Annotated in this window: 17 protein-coding genes; 13 read left to right on the top strand and 4 right to left on the bottom strand. The window is 60.3% G+C overall.

The window, feature by feature from the left end; all coding sequences use genetic code 11:
• Positions 1–200: 200 nt before the first annotated feature.
• Positions 201–1,571 (top strand): alpha/beta hydrolase family protein, encoded by a 1,371-nt coding sequence (locus tag AC6IY8_RS15190; RefSeq protein WP_497775366.1) that lies wholly within the window; start codon positions 201–203, stop codon positions 1,569–1,571.
• Positions 1,572–1,642: 71 nt separating this feature from the next.
• On the opposite strand, the gene gatB is transcribed toward AC6IY8_RS15190, so the two are convergent.
• Both gatB and AC6IY8_RS15180 read right to left on the bottom strand, forming a co-directional pair.
• A complete protein-coding gene (gene gatB / locus AC6IY8_RS15185; RefSeq protein WP_497775365.1) occupies positions 1,643–3,118 on the bottom strand; it encodes an Asp-tRNA(Asn)/Glu-tRNA(Gln) amidotransferase subunit GatB in 1,476 nt (491 codons plus the stop codon).
• A gap of 141 nt (positions 3,119–3,259) precedes the next feature.
• Positions 3,260–3,892, bottom strand: coding sequence for a hypothetical protein (locus AC6IY8_RS15180; protein ID WP_497775364.1), 633 nt, complete (start codon positions 3,890–3,892; stop codon positions 3,260–3,262).
• A 106-nt stretch (positions 3,893–3,998) separates the two neighbouring features.
• Between AC6IY8_RS15180 and AC6IY8_RS15175 the strand changes: the two genes are divergently transcribed.
• The 8 genes from AC6IY8_RS15175 to AC6IY8_RS15140 all read left to right on the top strand — a co-directional run bounded on the left by AC6IY8_RS15175 (position 3,999) and on the right by AC6IY8_RS15140 (position 10,221).
• Complete coding sequence (locus AC6IY8_RS15175) at positions 3,999–5,291, top strand: 3-deoxy-D-manno-octulosonic acid transferase (protein WP_497775363.1); 1,293 nt, start codon at positions 3,999–4,001, stop codon at positions 5,289–5,291.
• Positions 5,288–6,229, top strand: a complete 942-nt coding sequence (gene lpxK / locus AC6IY8_RS15170; protein WP_497775362.1) for a tetraacyldisaccharide 4'-kinase — start codon at positions 5,288–5,290, stop codon at positions 6,227–6,229. The genes AC6IY8_RS15175 and lpxK overlap by 4 nt, the downstream gene beginning before the upstream one ends.
• A 105-nt stretch (positions 6,230–6,334) precedes the next feature.
• Positions 6,335–6,697, top strand: coding sequence for a hypothetical protein (locus AC6IY8_RS15165; RefSeq protein WP_497775361.1), 363 nt, complete (start codon positions 6,335–6,337; stop codon positions 6,695–6,697).
• Between the two features lie 27 nt (positions 6,698–6,724).
• The gene (locus tag AC6IY8_RS15160; RefSeq protein WP_497775360.1) at positions 6,725–7,522 is read left to right on the top strand and encodes a type III pantothenate kinase; all 798 of its coding nucleotides are present in this window, start codon (positions 6,725–6,727) and stop codon (positions 7,520–7,522) included.
• A 296-nt stretch (positions 7,523–7,818) separates the two neighbouring features.
• A complete protein-coding gene (locus AC6IY8_RS15155) occupies positions 7,819–8,505 on the top strand; it encodes a hypothetical protein (RefSeq protein ID WP_497775359.1) in 687 nt (228 codons plus the stop codon).
• A gap of 111 nt (positions 8,506–8,616) precedes the next feature.
• Positions 8,617–9,045, top strand: coding sequence for a hypothetical protein (locus tag AC6IY8_RS15150; RefSeq protein ID WP_497775358.1), 429 nt, complete (start codon positions 8,617–8,619; stop codon positions 9,043–9,045).
• A 268-nt stretch (positions 9,046–9,313) separates the two neighbouring features.
• The gene (locus AC6IY8_RS15145) at positions 9,314–9,751 is read left to right on the top strand and encodes a hypothetical protein (RefSeq protein ID WP_497775357.1); all 438 of its coding nucleotides are present in this window, start codon (positions 9,314–9,316) and stop codon (positions 9,749–9,751) included.
• A gap of 119 nt (positions 9,752–9,870) precedes the next feature.
• Positions 9,871–10,221, top strand: a complete 351-nt coding sequence (locus AC6IY8_RS15140; protein ID WP_497775356.1) for a hypothetical protein — start codon at positions 9,871–9,873, stop codon at positions 10,219–10,221.
• Positions 10,222–10,988: 767 nt separating this feature from the next.
• On the opposite strand, the gene AC6IY8_RS15135 is transcribed toward AC6IY8_RS15140, so the two are convergent.
• Positions 10,989–11,639, bottom strand: a complete 651-nt coding sequence (locus tag AC6IY8_RS15135) for an energy transducer TonB (protein WP_497775355.1) — start codon at positions 11,637–11,639, stop codon at positions 10,989–10,991.
• Positions 11,640–11,829: 190 nt separating this feature from the next.
• Here AC6IY8_RS15135 and rlmD point away from each other — a divergent pair, with 190 nt between their 5' ends.
• The 3 genes from rlmD to AC6IY8_RS15120 all read left to right on the top strand — a co-directional run bounded on the left by rlmD (position 11,830) and on the right by AC6IY8_RS15120 (position 16,378).
• Positions 11,830–13,287 (top strand): 23S rRNA (uracil(1939)-C(5))-methyltransferase RlmD, encoded by a 1,458-nt coding sequence (gene rlmD, locus AC6IY8_RS15130; RefSeq protein ID WP_497775354.1) that lies wholly within the window; start codon positions 11,830–11,832, stop codon positions 13,285–13,287.
• A gap of 24 nt (positions 13,288–13,311) precedes the next feature.
• Entirely contained in the window at positions 13,312–13,605 is a 294-nt protein-coding gene (locus AC6IY8_RS15125; RefSeq protein ID WP_497775353.1) for a YciI family protein, read from the top strand.
• A 115-nt stretch (positions 13,606–13,720) separates the two neighbouring features.
• A complete protein-coding gene (locus tag AC6IY8_RS15120; protein ID WP_497775352.1) occupies positions 13,721–16,378 on the top strand; it encodes a ComEC/Rec2 family competence protein in 2,658 nt (885 codons plus the stop codon).
• Between the two features lie 206 nt (positions 16,379–16,584).
• On the opposite strand, the gene AC6IY8_RS15115 is transcribed toward AC6IY8_RS15120, so the two are convergent.
• Positions 16,585–16,857, bottom strand: a complete 273-nt coding sequence (locus AC6IY8_RS15115) for a putative signal transducing protein (protein WP_497775351.1) — start codon at positions 16,855–16,857, stop codon at positions 16,585–16,587.
• 177 nt (positions 16,858–17,034) lie between these two features.
• On the opposite strand from AC6IY8_RS15115, the gene AC6IY8_RS15110 reads away from it, so the two are divergent.
• Positions 17,035–17,310 carry a hypothetical protein gene (locus AC6IY8_RS15110; protein WP_497775350.1) on the top strand — a complete coding sequence of 92 codons (276 nt, stop codon included), beginning with the start codon at positions 17,035–17,037 and terminating at the stop codon, positions 17,308–17,310.
• Positions 17,311–17,350: the final 40 nt, after the last annotated feature.

The raw sequence follows: 17,350 nt of genomic DNA, 5'->3' as shown, positions 1-17,350 counted from the left end.
CAGAATTTGAAACCTTAGCTGTTGATTCATCAGGAACGTCCGTCCCTCCTGTTCGCCTTCACTCACACTCCGATTCCCGCCGAACTATTCGGCCCGCATTACGTATCTTGATTCAGCAACAATCATTCACCTTCGGCAGCCGGGCAGGGTCTAGGATTGCTCGTCTTTGTTTTCACCGTTTTCAGCTCAGGAGATACGAATTGAAACGCCTATTTATAACTTTCGCAACCATCCTCATCCTTTGTCTGTCGGCCTCCGCTCAGCCCGCGCCTTCCGTCGAAGGCACGTGGCTTGGCAGCATATCCTTCGGGGGTAATACTCTGCGCACCGCCTTCCATGTCACCAAGTCTCCCGCCGGGATCATGGCGACCATGGACAGCATTGACCAGGGAGCCAGGGGCATCCCGGTACAGTCGGCCACGCAGCAGGCCGAGAGCGTCACTTTTGATATGTCGAATATCGGCGGCAAGTTTGAAGGCAAGCTGAGCAGTGATGCCTCCACCATCGATGGCACGTGGTCGCAAAGCGGGGCTAAGCTACCTTTGCTTCTCAAGCGCGTCACCGAAGACGCGCTCGTTCTGCGCCGCCCTCAGAATCCCGCCAAGCCCTATCCCTATCGCGAGGAAGAGGTCGTCTTCGAAAACAAGCCTGCCGCGATCAAGCTCGCAGGAACCCTGACCCTGCCTGCGGGGAAAGGCCCGTTCAAAGCCGCCGTGCTCATCACCGGCTCAGGCCCGCAGAATCGCGACGAAGAACTCTTGGGCCACCGCCCCTTCCTCGTGCTCTCGGACTACCTCACGCGCAAAGGCGTTGCCGTGCTCCGCTTCGATGATCGCGGCGTCTTCAAATCGGCAGGGAACTACGCTGCCGCCACCACCGCCGACTTCGCCACCGATGTCGAAGCCGCGATCGCCTACCTCAAGACCCGCACCGAAATCGACGCCCGCCATATTGGGCTTATCGGACACAGCGAAGGCGGCACCATTGCTCCCATGGTGGCCTCGCGCAATCCTAACGTTGCCTTCGTCGTGATGATGGCTGGCTCTTCCGTTCCCGGCAGCCAACTCATCCCCGAGCAGGCCAGGCTCATCGCCATCGCCGCCGGAGTTCCAGCCGACAAGGCCGAGGAGAAAGCCCGCCGGGAGCGCGAGACCATCGCCATCGTGCTTGAGGAAAACGATTCTGATCGACGCGACAAACGCCTGCGCGAAACCTTGAGCGCGTTCATGCCTGCCGATCAGGCCAATGCCGAAATCGCGACCCTCACCTCGCCGTGGTTCCGCTACTTCCTCGCCTACGATCCGGCGCCTTCCCTGCAGAAGCTGAAGTGCCCGGTTCTCGCCCTCAATGGCAGTCTCGACATGCAGGTGCCGCCCCGGCAGAACCTGCCCGTCATCCGTCAGGCGCTCGAGCAGTCCGGCAACAAGCACTTCGAGGTCATCGAACTCCCCGGCCTCAACCACCTGTTTCAGACCGCCCAGACTGGCTCCATCTCCGAGTACGCGCAGATCGAGGAAACCATCTCGCCCGTGGCGCTGGAGAAGATCGCAGACTGGGTGCTCAAGAACTAAGCATCAAAAAAGCCGGGCGCATTCACTGGCGCGCCCGGCTCCCCTAAACTCTGATTGTGAAACCTTGAAACCTAGCTCAACTTCTTCGCCAGCAATTCGTTCAGCACTGCCGGGTTTGCCTTGCCCTTTGACGCCTTCATCACCTGCCCCACGAAGAACCCGATCAGCGTGGTCTTTCCGGCCTTGTACTGCTCCACCTGCTTCGGACTCGCCGCCAGCACGTCGTCGATCATCTTCTCAATCTCGCTGGTTTCTGTAATCTGTTGCGGCTTCTCCTTCTCATAGATCACCGGGAAGTCCACTTTCTGCTCAAAGGCGTGGTCGTAGAGTTCCTTCAGAATCTTCGAGCTGATCGTGCCATCCTCCAGCAGGTCGGCCGACATCCTCGCCCCGGCCATCGTCACAGGAGAATCTTCCAACTCCAGCCCCGCCGCCTTCAGCCGTCCCTGCAGTTCGCTGATCACCAGGTTTGCCAGCTTCTTTGGAGACTTCGCCTTCTTCGCCTCGGTCTCAAAGGCATCGGCCCGCGCCTGCGTTGCCGTCAGCACCGCCGCATCGCCTTCCGTCAGCCCATATTCGGCAATCAACCTCTGCCGCTTCGCCTCGGGAAGCTCCGGCAGCGTTGCCCGGATTGCATCCTGCTTCGCCTGATCGACAATCAGCGGCAGCAGGTCCGGCTCCGGGAAGTAGCGATAATCGTGCGCCCGCTCTTTCGTGCGCATCGTGTACGTGCGGCCCTCGCCCGGGTTGTAGAGCCGTGTTTCCTGCACGATCTTGCCGCCTTCGTCCAGCACCTCGGCCTGGCGTTCGATCTCGTACTCCAGCGCTTGTCGCACAAATCGGAACGAGTTCACGTTCTTTATCTCAACCTTCGTTCCAAACTCTTTCTGTCCCCGAGGACGAATCGACACATTGGCATCGCAGCGCAGCGAACCTTCTTCCATATTGCAGTCGCTCACGCCCGTGTACAGGATGATCTCCTTCAGTCGCGTCAGGTACTCGTATGCCTCATCCGGCGTGCTGATTTCCGGCTCAGAAACAATCTCTGCCAGCGGGGTCCCCGTGCGGTTCAGGTCCACATAAGTCTTCGTGTCCGAATCGGCAAAGCCCTCGTGCATCGACTTGCCTGCGTCCTCTTCCATATGAAGGCGCGTAATGCCGATCCGCTTCTTGCCGCCATCCGCCGTCGGAACCTCAATCCATCCATGCTCGGCCAGCGGCTTGTCGTATTGGCTGATCTGGTATCCCTTCGGCAGGTCGGGATAGAAGTAGTTCTTGCGCGCAAAGATGGAAGTCTCGTTAACCTTCAGATTCAGCGCCTGCGAAGCCTTCACCGCAAACTCCACTGCCTGCTCATTGAGCACCGGCAGCGCCCCGGGCATGCCAAGGCACACCGGGCAGACGTTCGTATTAGGTTCCGAGCCGAAGATGTTGGCGCAGCCGCAGAATATCTTCGTCTTGGTCAGGAGCTGCACATGCACCTCCAGACCAATCACCGTCTCGTACTTGGACAAAACGCCCGCCGATTTATTTGCCGTGGTTGCCATATAGAAAATTATAACGGCAACGGTTTCGCGTTTCGTCCTGCTTTGGTGGGGTCACGAAAAGTTGGATTCGAGGGTGGCCCAGAGTTGGCGCTCTTTTCGCCAACTCTGGGACTGATTGCACGACCGAAACTTGTGGAAGTCTTACTGCTTCCCCAGCGGCACCTCGAAATACATCAGCTCATGTCCCTTGGCGTCCACCACTCCTGTCACAAACAGCTTTGCTCCCCGCGAAGCATCTTCCAGATCGCCCACATCGAAGAACAGAAATCCCTGCTGCCCGCCATGAGGCTCCACCGCCTTGGCCGCAAACGATGCCCGCTCGAGTTGGTCGCGATCCTGCTGCGACAACCCGCCATGAGCCTTGTTTTTCCCTGGCAATGGGATAGGCAGCTTGTCCTGCGCTCGCGAGTTCGGTGGCCTCAGGTCGGTGAAGACCCTGCGCAGGTCGTCCATCGAGTACGGTTCGGCTTTGGCGCGGTCGCGCGTCACCAGTTGGAACCGCGCCTTGCTCAGCACCACCGGTTCGTCGCCATCGTTGCTGAAGACCACCAGCACCGGCATCACCGAGTGCGCCTGCATGTTGGGATGGAACAGCGAAAGCTTCTCCTGCGTGTCGTAGGCATCCGCCCCAAGCGTCACCTTCTCTATTGGGTGCGCGTCGTGGTTGGCCATCGTCGAGGCGGGAACCAGCCGGGGCATCACAAATTCTTTGGCGGCGAAGGAGGCTACAACCAGTGCGGCGAGCAGGATCGCGAGGTAAGCAGTTCGCTTCATGACGCGCAATTATAGGTCGAGAGTGCCTCGACCGTGCTCCCAAATTGCCCTTCCGACTGTTCCCGGTTCGCTGATTTGTTCCATCCACTCTCGTTCGCCATCTACAATGGCTGGCGTGTATTTCTTCTATAGCGCAATCCTCGCCCTCGGACTTCTCGTGTCTTCGCCTTGGTGGCTGGTGCAAATGCTTCGCCTCGGCAAGTACCGTGCCGGTCTTTGGGAGCGGCTCGGCCGCGTGCCATCGCGCATACTATCCGAATCGAACGGCGCGCCCGTAGCCTGGATCCACGCTGTCAGCGTCGGCGAGGCCCTCGCCATTGCCCCGCTCATCGCCCAAATGCGCGAAATCGGCTACCGCGTCGTAGTTTCCACCACCACCCACACCGGCCAGCGTCTCGCGCGCGACAAGTACGGTGCATCGAACGTCTTCTACTTTCCGCTGGATTTTGCCTTCTGCATCCGACCCTACCTGCGCGCCCTGCGTCCTTCGCTGGTCATCCTTGCCGAAACCGAGTTCTGGCCCAACTTCCTGCGCCTTGCCGCCGCCAGCGGAGCCCGTGTCTCCGTGGTCAATGCCCGCATCAGCGATCGCTCTTTCCCGCGCTACCACCGTTTTCGCGGACTGCTCCGCCGCGTGCTTTCGCCCATTGAGCTTTTCCTCGCCCAAAGCGATGCCGACGCCGAGCGCCTTCGCGCCATCGGTGCCGCACCCGAACGCGTTGAGGTCGCGGGAAACCTCAAGTTCGATGTCGCGCCACCCGTCGAGTCGCCCACCGTCACGCAACTCGGCCAGCAGTTACGATCCTCCGGAGCTCCCATCCTCGTCGCCGGCAGCACCGTAGAAGGCGAGGAGGACTACGTTCTCCAGGCGTTCACCATGGTGCTTCTCGAGTACCCCACCGCCTCGCTTGTGCTCGCCCCGCGCCATCGCGAACGCTTCGACCAGGTTGCGCAACTGCTGAAGGCCAAGCACTTCCGCTACATTCGACGCTCCACCTTCAATGCTCCTGAGCAGGATCTCCGTGGTTCCGTGCTGCTGCTCGATACCCTCGGCGAACTCGCCGCCATCTACCGCTACGCCGACATCGCCTTCGTCGGAGGCTCGCTCGTCCCCCGTGGCGGACACAACATCCTCGAGCCTGCGTTTTTCTGCCGCGCCATCCTCACCGGCCCGCATACTGAAAATTTCCGAGACATTCTCTCCTGCTTCGAAGCCGAGAGCGCCGTCGTGCGCTGCACGCCCAACAATCTCGGCATCACCTTCATTGCCCTGCTGCGTGAAACCGCCGAGCGCGAAGCCCTTGGCCAGCGTGCCTTTCAGGTGCTTGCTCGTCAGCGCGGAGCCACCGCACGCAGCCTCTCCCGCATCCTCCAACTCGCCGGGAGGTCGCGCGCTTGATCCCCGATCCCCTCACGTTCCTGTTTTCGCTCGGAGTGCGCCTGCGCAACTCTCGCTATGACACCGAGCGCGCCACCATCCACCGCCTCAAGCTCCCTGTGATCAGCGTCGGCAATCTCAGCGTCGGAGGCAGCGGCAAGACGCCATTCGTGCAGTCGCTCGGCCGCTGGCTCAACGCGCAGAGCATTCCTTTTGACATCCTCTCCCGCGGCTACGGACGCAAAACCCGCGGAGTCCTCCAGGTCGATCCCGCCGGAGCGGCTGAAACCTATGGAGACGAGCCTTTGCTCCTCGCCCGCTCCCTCCATGCGCCTGTCTTCGTCGGAGAAGATCGCTACCAGGCTGGCCTTGCCGCCGAAGCATTTGCCGCCTCATCCAAGCGCCCGGCCCGCCTGCACATCCTCGACGACGGATTCCAGCACCGCCGTCTGCATCGCGATTTCGACATCGTCCTGCTCTCGCACAGCGACCTGCGCGGCAAGCTTCTCCCCTTCGGACGCCTCCGCGAGCCGCTGTCATCCCTCTCTCGCGCTCACGCAGTCGTCGCCCCCGAAGACCTCGCAGCCCTGCTCGCGCGGCCGAACATCTGGCACATTCGCCGCCGTCTCGTCCTGCCCGCTCCAGCCCCTACGCGCCCCATCGCCTTCTGCGGACTCGCGCAGCCCGGCCAGTTCTGGCAATCGCTCTCCGACATCGGAATCTACCCGGTCGGCACCTTCGCCTTCGGCGACCATCATCGTTACAACTCATTCGACATCGCTCTCCTGCAGCGCCTCGCTCGTCAGCACGAGGCCAACGGCTTCCTCACCACCGAAAAAGATCTCGTCAAACTCGGCTCCTCTCCGCTCAAGCCGATCCTCGCCCCCGCCCTCGTCATCGAAGTCGAGCAAGCCAACGCGCGCTTCACTTCCATGCTTGAGCACGCCGGTGTTCGATAAAAGAGGTCCGATAAAGGAAGTTCGATAACGAGGTTCGATGAAGGGATAGATAACACTCGCCCTTCATAAGCCATGGCGAGTAACATTCCATCCGGGAGAAGCAACGTGAATCAGAAAGTCGAGTGGCTGTGGGCTTTGGTTTTCGGAATCATGGGCTTCGCCGTGGCCGTTCTGCTTGTCTTCGCGCTTCGCCTTACTCACTCGCAGTTCACGCTCTACCTGCTCTTCAGCTGGGACAAGCTTTCCGTGCCTGTCGCCGCCGCCGTCACGTCGTTTGTTTATCCCGACGACGTCCCCACCCGCGTCGGAATCAGTGCAGAGGCTTTCTTCGAGACCATGATGGCGCTCGGCGCTGCCGTCCAGTCCGCCATCGCCGGATTCCTCATCGGCCTGCTCGTCAAGCGCACGCCCTGGGCACGCGCCGCCTTCGACTCCGAGCGCAAAGCAAAATCCACCTCCGCGCGCTAGCGCCCATGTACTATCATTTCAGCCACCATGCTGCTCGTCATCGACATCGGAAACACCGAGACCGAGTTGGGCCTGTTTCCGCTCAAACCCGACGGCACCGCCGCCGCCGAACTCAGTGCGCAGTGGCGCATTTCGACCTCGCATCACCAAACGGCTGACGAGTACGGCGTCCTCATCCGCCAGCTTTTCGCCATGCGCTCGCTCGAACTCAGCGCCGTACACGGCATTGCCGTCGCCTCCGTCGTTCCTCCGCTCGAGTCCCGCATGCGCCAGATGTGCGAACGCTACTTCGGCCTGAAGCCTTTGTTCATCGAGCCCGGCATCAAGACCGGCATGCCCGTGCACTACGACAATCCCGCCGAGGTCGGAGCCGATCGCATCGTCAACGCCATCGCCGCCTACGACCGTTTCCGCCAGAGCTGCGTTGTCGTCGACTTCGGCACCGCCACCACCTTCGACGCCGTTTCCCCGCGCGGCGAGTACCTCGGAGGCGTCATCGCACCAGGCATCATCATCTCGGCCGATGCGCTTTTCGCCCGCACGGCCCGCCTCCCCCGCGTCGACCTCAAGCGGCCGCCGCACGTCATCGGCAGCAACACCGTCCACTCGCTCCAGTCCGGAATCTTCCACGGCTACGTCGGCCTCGTTGACGGAATCCTCGAGCGCCTTCTTGCTGAACTCGGCCCCGCTAAAGTCATTGCCACCGGAGCCATGGCTTCTTTCATCGCCAGCGGCTCGCGCTTCCTCTCCGACATCGATGACACCCTGACCCTCATGGGCCTTCGCATCGTCTGGGATCGCAACCTCCACACCCGCCGCAAATAACCAAAACCGAATCGCTCTTAGATTGCTTTTGCTCTTTTGCTTTTGCTGTTGATGTCGCTTTGGCTTTGGCTTTGCTGTTGCTGTTGCTGTTGTTGTTGCTGTTGCCTTGGCTCTGCTCTTGCTCTTGGCTTTGCTCTTGCTGTTGTTTTTGAGGTGTCATCCTGAGCGCAGCGAAGGATCCCAGCGCCCTCTCCTTCTCCACTGCGGCCTGAGGTCACCAACCACCACCCGGGTGTTGCTTTTACCGTCGTCGTGAGCGCAGCGAACGACCCCCGAATTCATTTACCATTGCCTCAGTGGAACATTTCTCCTACTTCTCCGAAATCGAAGAACACTTCCAGCGCCGCCGTGGCAACATCCTCATCTGCTCGCCCCTCGACTGGGCGCTGATGGAAACCTGGAAGGAAGCAGGCATTCCCCTCGAAGCCGCTCTGCGCGGCATCGACGCTGCTTTTGACAAATACGACCGCCGTCCCAGCAAGACCCGCAAAATCAACTCCCTCGCCTACTGCCAGCAGGAAGTCCTCGCCGCCGTCGAAGACCTTCAGGAAGCCGCCATCGGTTCCACTCGCGACCCCAACGCCACGACCATTCCCAACGACGACGTCGCGCGCTACTTCCAGCGCAATGCCTCACAGCTTGCCGCATCCAAACACCCCAGCGCCGCCGTCTCAGCGCTCATCGCCGAACAGGCCGACACTCTGCGCTCGCTCGCCGCATCCGTCACCTCCAGCAACGCCCCCGCCGATCTCGAAGACCTCGAGCGACGCATGACCGTTATGGAAGAAAAGCTTTTCGCCGCCCTTTGGAGCAACGCTTCCGATGACGAACTTCTCTCCGCCCGCACCCAGGCCGAACGCGAACTCGCTCCCTATCGCGGCAAAATGTCCGCCCCGCAGATCGATCAACTTCTGCGCCAGTATGGCAACAAGCAGCTCATGGAAAAATACAAACTTCCCCGCCTCAGCCTCTTCTACCTTTAAGTCGCACCCACACTCATATTGATTTCCGTGGAGATCGCGCTCGGCGCTATGATCGACGCCACTCTTCGCCTATAGTTCTCGGGTATTCATTTTGGCTGCAAGGAGACCATTATGAAGCGACTCGCCCTTCTCATTCTGCTGTTTGCCACTGTGCAGTCTATCTACGCGCAGGATTCTGCGCCGAAATGTGAATCGCCGCGACCGACGCAGGCCGCTTTGCTCGGCGCGTTCCGAGTCATGAATACTGCGGAAATGGGTTTCTACTCCGCAAACAAGCGCTACGCCACACTGCCGGAGTTGATGAGCTTCGAGGAGACGAAGAAACTCGCGGCCGACAAGAGCTTCTCACTGCCCGTCCAAGGCTCCGTCGCAATCGGCACCCCGGAGGACCCTCTGCCCGGATACGTTCTGCGAATCATCGTCGGAACCGATGCCAAATCCTACGTCATCACCGCGACCAAGAAAGACGGCGCCTGCAAATGGGTCGGCGCAACCACCGACGAACGCGGCCTCATCTTCTTCATCGAACCGCTCAGCTAATCAGCGATGACTCTCGTCGCCTTCTCCGCGGATGCGCGGGTACCGCGGGTGCCCCACTCAACGTTCTTTTCGTTGAGTGGGGTGATTGAATCCAGCCCCATTGCAATCGTGAACCTCGCGTCCCCTGCCCTGCTAACACTCCGACCTGCTCCCGAAATTTACTGGTTGGTGGATACTTGCCCTGTAGTAAACAGGTATCTCCATGAGGGCTGAAATCTCTTGGGGCTACCGCGTTGAATGGGTTACGATTCGGCACTGACGCATGAACATGAAAAAGTCACGCAAGATTGCGTTGTTGCTCTTCACGTTGATCGTGGCGGCGGCTTGTATCCGGGCCATTACTAGTCCGGTGATTGTGCGTTTCAAAGACCCATCAGCGGTTGATCCCGGAGATCGTCTATATGTGCTGTTCAGTCCAGTGCGAAGCCGCGCTCCTGAGCGGGTGGCAGATAGTTTTTGGGAACGATTGAAACAAGGTGAATGTGGCACTGGGCTAACTGCCGTCGCCAGCGAGACCTGTGGAGCAGAGCGGAGATGGAAGATCACCGGATGGACGCTTGTAGACAGGACTGATGGTTCTGATGGCAGTGTTTCGCTGCAATACAAGGTGTACGCGATCGGTTATCCGGATTGGAGAAACGCATGGCTGACCATTTCATCTACTCGGAACGGATGGAACCCATCAAGTTACGACACCTATTACTAGAAAGCTCATCGTTTGCTGGATAACTGTCTATATATCGCCAAGGGTGAAGTTATCCCAGTTCCGGATAGGCAAGCACAGGTTTCGGTCTCGTCCACTATCGTCATTCGGTACAATTCCGCATGCCTTTTGTGCTGGACATCCTGATTGAGTGGCTGATTCGCGTCGTCGTGCGCTGGTACCGCGAGGTGCGGGCTCTCGGCTGGGAACCGCGCGAGGCCAGGGTGGCTTCCGCTCTTTCGGCCGAAGGCCACACCGCCGGCAGCCAGATCGCAGAGATTCATTACTGGTACAAGGTGGCAGACGAGCGCATTACCGCTTGCAATCGCAAGCCATTCCTCAGCGGGGGCTCCTTGCGTGCATACCTAGAGCAGTTTTCCGGGGACAAGACTGTGTGGGTGCGAGTGTCCCCTGCCGATTCGTCTCGCTCTGTGCTCTTCGATGGCGATAACGCGATTCGACATGGTTGGTGAGGCTGCGGTGGAAGCCATCCTACTCGATAGCTGTATATCAATCGCCCAGGCTCTCACTATCCCGTTCCGGGACATGCACTTTTGTAAATGGAGGCAAACAGGCCACAATCTCGCCTGCTATAGAGGCCACTCCGACTAGCGCGATGAACAGCCTATACAAATACAGTGTCAGCCTTATCGCCGCAGTTGCGATACTTACTGTGCTAACAATGGCGTTGGGAATCAAGGCGCACCCTGATGGCATCGTTGGATTCGGGTTCCCATTTACGTTTTATGAGCAAGATGTAAGGGGTGTTCTCGTACATCGTTTTATTCGATTTGGCGCAGCGGCCGACACGGGATGCTTGATATTTCTTGTGGCTTTCTTAGCGTTGAGTTGGAATAGGCTGCCAAGAGTGGTGAGCGGAGCATTTGCGCTTTCGGGAACATTCTGCGCGATCGAGGCTGGATCGGGTGTCGCATTACTGATCACCCGTACTTATCGGTTCATTGAATACACAATTTCGGTCGCGTTGCTCAGTGCAGTTGCTTCAGCCTTGCTCTTCCGCGCTGCAAGACAGCGTTGGAGCACGGGGCGGCATAATTAGCGACATGACATCGCCGGGTTGCGCCACCGCCACAATCCGGCGATCGTGGACAATACATCGCCAAGGCACTCACTATTTACTGGCCGGCGCCTTGACCATATCGCAACAACGTAAACGCGAGTCCAACCGCGCCGCTAGCAAGAGGCTTCCATGAAAGCTCCACGATGCTGATTGCTAATGCTAGGCCGGGAAGTGGAAGTACACGTCCTGCAACGAGGCCACCGCGATACCGTCTACCTTGGCGGGAGTATAGTGCCAGCCGCGCAGGGTTGCGACCACAATGTCGTCCAGGCCAAAGCCAACCGCCTGGAGCAACTTGGTTTTGACCACAGAACCCTGCTCATCAATCGTCACTTCGACGACGACATCGCCATTGATCCAGTTGGGAAGCTTGCTGCGAGCGATGGGCGGGTCAGGCGCAACTACGGGCAAGGCAATGCGGACGTCATGCTGTTCGGCGAATCCCCAGTCGAGCCCGCCCAGCACATAGCCTGGCATTCCGGGTTTCAAATTCTGGTCGGTAGAAGCTGCGAGTTCTACCCGTTGAGGCGCTGTCTTGTGAGGAGCGGGCCGTGGCATCAGGCTCGCATGCTTGCGCTCCTCCTCTGGTTTGCGCTCAGCCTTAGCCACCACGGCGACGCTGGATCCGGGCATATAGACCACGCTCATGCTGCCTCGCCCGCCCGCACCTTTCAATGCCTGCGACGTCCGGAGCAGCTTTGGCTCCGGACGATAAAGCAGCACACCGAGAATTGCCAAGTGCAAGCACAGAGAGATTGCGAACGTCAGCCTCGCCTGCGACGAACCTGCGGGTTGGAGTGGAGTCAGCATTCTGTATAAGACGCTCCGTACCAACAAAGGTTACAGCATATTCGCGCGAACAATTCTGAGATGCAAGGCTAACTGTCGCAATATCGCCCTTCCACTCACTTCCAATTCCGGGAGTACAAGAACCTAGCTGTCGCCAGTTATCTCGGAACCGGGAGTGGTTCGGCGTAACTTTCGTTCCCAAGTTCACGGAGTGAGCGGACTTAACACAGGATTCGCGAAGCACACATCTGCCCGTCCAATCCGTTCTGCAGACGAACACGGCATTGCTCACTCGCCGAATTCACTAAGCTCTCTTGCCTCCGTGGTTTATCCTCATACAGTGCAGTTCACCATTGAAAAACTCATCTACGGCGGCGACGGCCTTGCGCGCATTCCTGCCTCGGGCGACGAACGTCGCGGCAAGACCATTTTTGTTCCCTATGTCCTCCCCGGCGAGCGAGTAGAAGCCCGCGTCACCGAAGAGCGCAAGGGATACACCCGCGCATCGCTTGTCGAGGTCCTCTCTCCATCGCCCGAGCGCGTCACGCCCCCCTGTCCTCACTTCGGCGTCTGCGGAGGATGCCAGTACCAGCACTCCGACTACAACGCCCAGCTTCAGGCCAAGCGCCAGATTCTTCAGGAAACCATCCTGCGCGGCGCCAAGCTCTCCGTTCCCGACATCGAAATCCACTCCGCCGAGCCCTACGGCTTCCGCAATCGCACACGCATGAAGATCGTCGTCGAGCCCGACTTCGCCCTCGGCTACTATCGTCACGGCTCGCACGAACTCGAACCGGTGCGACATTGCCCCATCAGCTCGCCACTCATCAACCAGGCCATTGCAGCCCTTTGGGATCTCGCGCCCGAGGCCGCGCCGCACACTGCGTTGCGCGAAGTTCAGTTCTTCGCCAATCACGATGACACCGAGCTGCTGGTCGAGCTCTTCATCCACCACGCCACCAAGCCCGCGTCGCTGGCGAAGTTCGCCAAAGCTCTTCGCGAGCGCATGCCGCAGATTTCAGGCGTTGCCGTGTTCGCCTCCGGACCCACCGACAGCGACATCGACGACGGCAGCATCGAGACTTCGCGTCGCATCGCGCGCGCCGGAGTCCCGCACATCGAGGGCTCGCCCAGCATCAATTACAAGGTCGCCGACCGCATCTACCGCGCCTCCGCCGGATCGTTTTTCCAGACCAACCGCTTTCTAGCCGCGAAGCTCGTCGAGCTAGCCACTGCCGGATTCGAAGGTCGCGCCGCGCTCGATCTCTTCGCCGGAGTCGGACTGTTCACCTTGCCGCTGTCGCGCCAGTTCGAGCGCACCGTGGCCGTTGAAATCGCGCCCAACTCCTATGACGATCTAGCGGCCAACGCTGCCGTGCCCCACATCCAGGCCGTGCATAGCACCACCGAAGATTACGTGAACGCCGCTCGCGGTCGTTGGGATTTCGCCATTGTCGATCCGCCTCGCGCCGGTCTCGGAGAGCGTGTCTCCAAGCGTTTGGTCGAATTGTCGATTCCGCGGATCGTCTATGTGTCCTGCGATCCGGCAACGTTGTCGCGCGATCTCGTCACACTCATCGCCGCAGGATACAAAGTGGAGCAGGCCCACATGGTGGATCTGTTCCCGCAGACTTACCACATGGAAACCGTTCTTCACCTCGCGCGCTGAGCGCGTCAGCCATAAGGAGCAAGAATGTACGCATTGGTTGTCATTCGCTACCGCCTTCCCCTCGAAGAGGTCGTCAAGGTCACTGACGAACACCGCGCCTATCTGCGCGAGCTCAAATCCAAAGGCATCCTGCTTGCCTCCGGTCCCATGGACCCCCGAGTCGGCGGCGCGTTGCTCCTGCGCATTCCCGATGAAAACGTGCAGCAGACGCTCACCGGCCTTCGCGACAACGATCCGTTCTACAAGAAGAACGTCGCCAACTACGAACTGATTCCCTGGAATCCCGTAATCGGCAACGAAGGGCTCGACAAGCTGTAATCGTGTTGAACTGAATTTGTTCCACTGAACCCTTGATTTCCAATGAACTCTTGATCGGCGCTTCCTCCTTCATCGGCGGAAGCGCCATCTGGCGACCTCTTTTCGTCGCAACGCCGTGAACTCTGACGCACCCAATCCGCCGGAAGCACCTCGCCGCCGACCCCCGGCCGCTCCGCTCTTTGCCGCCGTCCTCGCCTTCGCCTTCGGAATCCTGCTCCAGACCTGCACCTACAAGCCGCCCGCGCTCTCGTTTGCCTGCACCATCGCCTTCGCCTGCTGCTCGGCGCTTGCCATGCGCTTCGCCTCGCGCGGCCGTCGCGCTCTCATTGCATACACCGCCGCCGTCCTCGCCTTCGTTCCCGCCGGAGCGCTCGTCACCGCAGCGGCCTCAACGCGCACCGCACCCGCGCCAACCCTGCTCGCCTACGCCACCGGCGACGAAGTCACACTCACCGGCTACGTCGCGCGCGACAGCTCACGCCGTGCTGGACGCGATCTCCGCGAGTCGCTCGATATCGCCGTGGACGAGGCGCAGTTCGATGGCGACGCACCTCACCCCGTCACCGGCATCGCTCGCCTCAATCTCTACGTCCCTGGCTCCCGCGCCGCCTGGGGCGACGACGATCAGCCCCAAGACGAGGAACCCTCCGCCCTTCCCGACTACGATTACGGACAGCGCCTTCGCGTCCGCGCCAAGCTTCGCCCGCCCGTCAACTATCGCAATCCCGGCAACATGGACTACGTTGGCTGGCTGCGTGGTCAGGGCGTCGCGGTGCTTGGCTCCGCAAAATCGACAAATGTCGATCTTCTCCCCGGACTCGGCGGCACCCGCCGCGCCCTCCTCCGCTCCCACGCACGCCGCAGTGTCCTCCAGCACATGGAGCACCTCTGGTCCGCTCCCTACGCGGGACTCTTCCAGGCCATGGTCATCGGAGAGCGCGGCCTCGTCTCCCACGAGCAGCGCCTCGAGTTTCAGCGCAGTGGAACCTTCCACCTACTCGTCGTCAGCGGCATGAATGTTGCGATCTTCGCCGTCTTCCTGCTCTGGCTCATGCGATGCCTCCGCCTGCCCGCCGAATACGCCACCCTCGCGACCATCCTTCTGACCTGCGGCTACGCATGGCTCACCGATCTCGGCGCGCCTATCCTGCGCTCGGTCATCATGATCGTCGCCTACCAGCTCGGAACCCTGCTCTACCGCGACCGCGCCCCGCTCAACACCGTCTCGCTCGCAGCGCTCGTACTGCTCGCCGCCAATCCGCAATCGCTCTTCGACCCTAGCTTCCAACTGACGATGCTGGCCGTGCTCACCATCGCTGCCATCGCCGTACCCATCTTCACCCGCACCACCACGCCTGTTCGCGAATCGCTCGACGATCTTCCGAATCTCCAGCGCGACATCACTCTCCGCCCGCGTCAGGCGCAGTTCCGCCTCGACCTCCGCGATCTTGCGGCCAAGGTCGGAATCGTCATCGGCTACCGTCCCGCCCTCTGGCTCACCGCGAAGCTCATCCAAGCCGTCCTCGCCCTTGCCGAACTCGCCTTGCTCTCGACGCTCATGCAGGCCGCGCTCACCCTGCCCACCGTCTGGTACTTCCACCGCGTAAACGCGCACGCCCTCTGGGCCAACATGGCCGTGCTCCCGCTCACCAGCCTTCTCATGCCGGCCTCCATGCTGGCCGTGGTTTTCTCTTATTTCACGCCCACACTCGCCACGCCTTTCTCCATCGCCGCCCGCTGGTCGCTCCAGGGAATTCTCTACACCGTGCACTGGTCTGGAGGAGCGCAGCTTCCCGATCTTCGCGTCGCCATGCCCGCTTTGGCAGCGATGCTCGCCGTCGCTGGTGCTTATGCCGTCGCCGTGTGCTTTGCGCGACGCCATTGGCTACTCACCACCGCTTCGCTCGCGCTGCTTGCCGCTGCTGCGTGGAACCTCTTCCAGCACCCGCGCCCCTTCGTCCACGATCCCGACCGCCTAGAGATCACCGCGATCGATATCGGTCAGGGAGACTCATTCCTGCTGGTCACGCCCGCCGGACACACCCTTCTTCTCGACTCCGGCGGACTGCTCGCCATCAGCCACAGCGAACTCGACATCGGCAACGACGTCGTCTCGCCCTACCTCTGGCACCGCGGACTCTCCCACCTCGATGCCGTTGCCTTCAGCCACCCTCACGCCGACCACATCGGAGGCATGTCGGCCATCATCCGCAACTTCCACCCGCGCGAAATGTGGTACGCCCCCAACTTCCCGTCCCACGAAGTCGCCACCCTCGACGAAACTGCTGACCGCTTCCACGTCCACCGCATCGAGCGCCATTACGGAGACCGCTTCGCCTTCGACGGAATCCGCTTCGAGGTCCTCTCCCCGCCGCCCGACTGGGAACTCAAACCTCGCGGTCAGGACGACGCCTCCATGGTCCTGCGCCTCACCTACGCCGGACACACAGCCCTGCTCATGGGCGACATCCACAAGCGCATGGAAAAGCTGATGGTCGAGGACGCCGAAATCCACCACCGCTCTCTCCATGTCGATCTGCTCAAGGTCGCCCACCACGGCTCCAACACCTCGTCGTCGGACGAACTACTCGACGCCGTCCGCCCGACCTATGCCGTCATCTCCTCCGGCATCCGCAACTCTTTCCGTCACCCCCGCCCCGAGGTCATCGAACGCCTCTCCGCCCACCACGTTCGCACCTACCGCACCGACCTCCTCGGCCCCATCACCTTCTACCTCGACGCCACTGGCGTCCACCCCTCCGTCCCAAGATAGTTTGAGGTCTCATCCTTAAAGAGCATTAGTAGTGGTAAACGAGCATTAGTGGTGTTTAGGTGACATCCTGAGCGTAGCGAAGGACCCCAGCGCTGTCCGCATCTCCACTGCCGCTCCAGGTCACCCACTCCTAATCGGTCGTTGCCCTTGCCTTACCCCAACAGAAAAGCGCGTCCCGCAGGACGCGCTTTTCCAAACTCACAACCTTACCCCTGCGCTTCCGCCTCTGCCTCGGTCACGCCCTTGCTTCTATATTCCTCAATGATGGCTCGTGCCTCTTCTGCCTCATCTTCTCTCACCTGCAGTGCCACCCCTCCCACCCCTGGCAGCACGTCCTGTGGAGCGTCGAAGTTCGTTTGCAGTGCGTCGATTCCAGCCGACTCCAACAGGCCTTTTACCACCATCACCTCGGATTCCTGCTCGCTCTCGAATACATTCACCAGCACTTCATTAGGCTCTTCTCTGAGTGGCTCTGCCATAAAGTCTCCTCCTCCACTTCGATGCGACTGATGAGCGTAGTACCGCTTCGCCCCGCGGTCAATCCACATTCGACCTGCACAACACCGCTCTGGCCGGCTTTGGCACGCCTTTGCGGCACCCTCGGTCCACAGTTCGACATCGAAATAACAGCACGTCGGAGCCAGGAGCTACTTTGCATGAATTATGAAAATTCCGATCACGCGCATCAAGCCGACCAGGTCCAGGCCGAGCAGGAGGAAGGTCAACGCCTCCGTCGCCTGCAACTCATGATGAACCTCGTCATGCAGGTCATCGCCCAGGATCCCAAGCTCACTTTTGAAGAAGCTTCGCAGATGGTGGCCGACTCACGTACCGCAGCTCTGGCCATGTTCCCCGGCAAGGAACTCGCCTACGACCTGCTCTACCGCCCACGTTTCCAACGGTTGATGCGCGAACGTTTTCGCCTGCAATAAGAATGCGCGGCCCGCGAGCCGCGCAATTCTTTTCCAGCCT

It is taken from the genome of Koromonas soli, assembly GCF_059726265.1.
The sequence above is the reverse complement of the archived record's forward strand: the minus strand, read 5'-3'. Positions and strand labels throughout refer to the sequence as shown.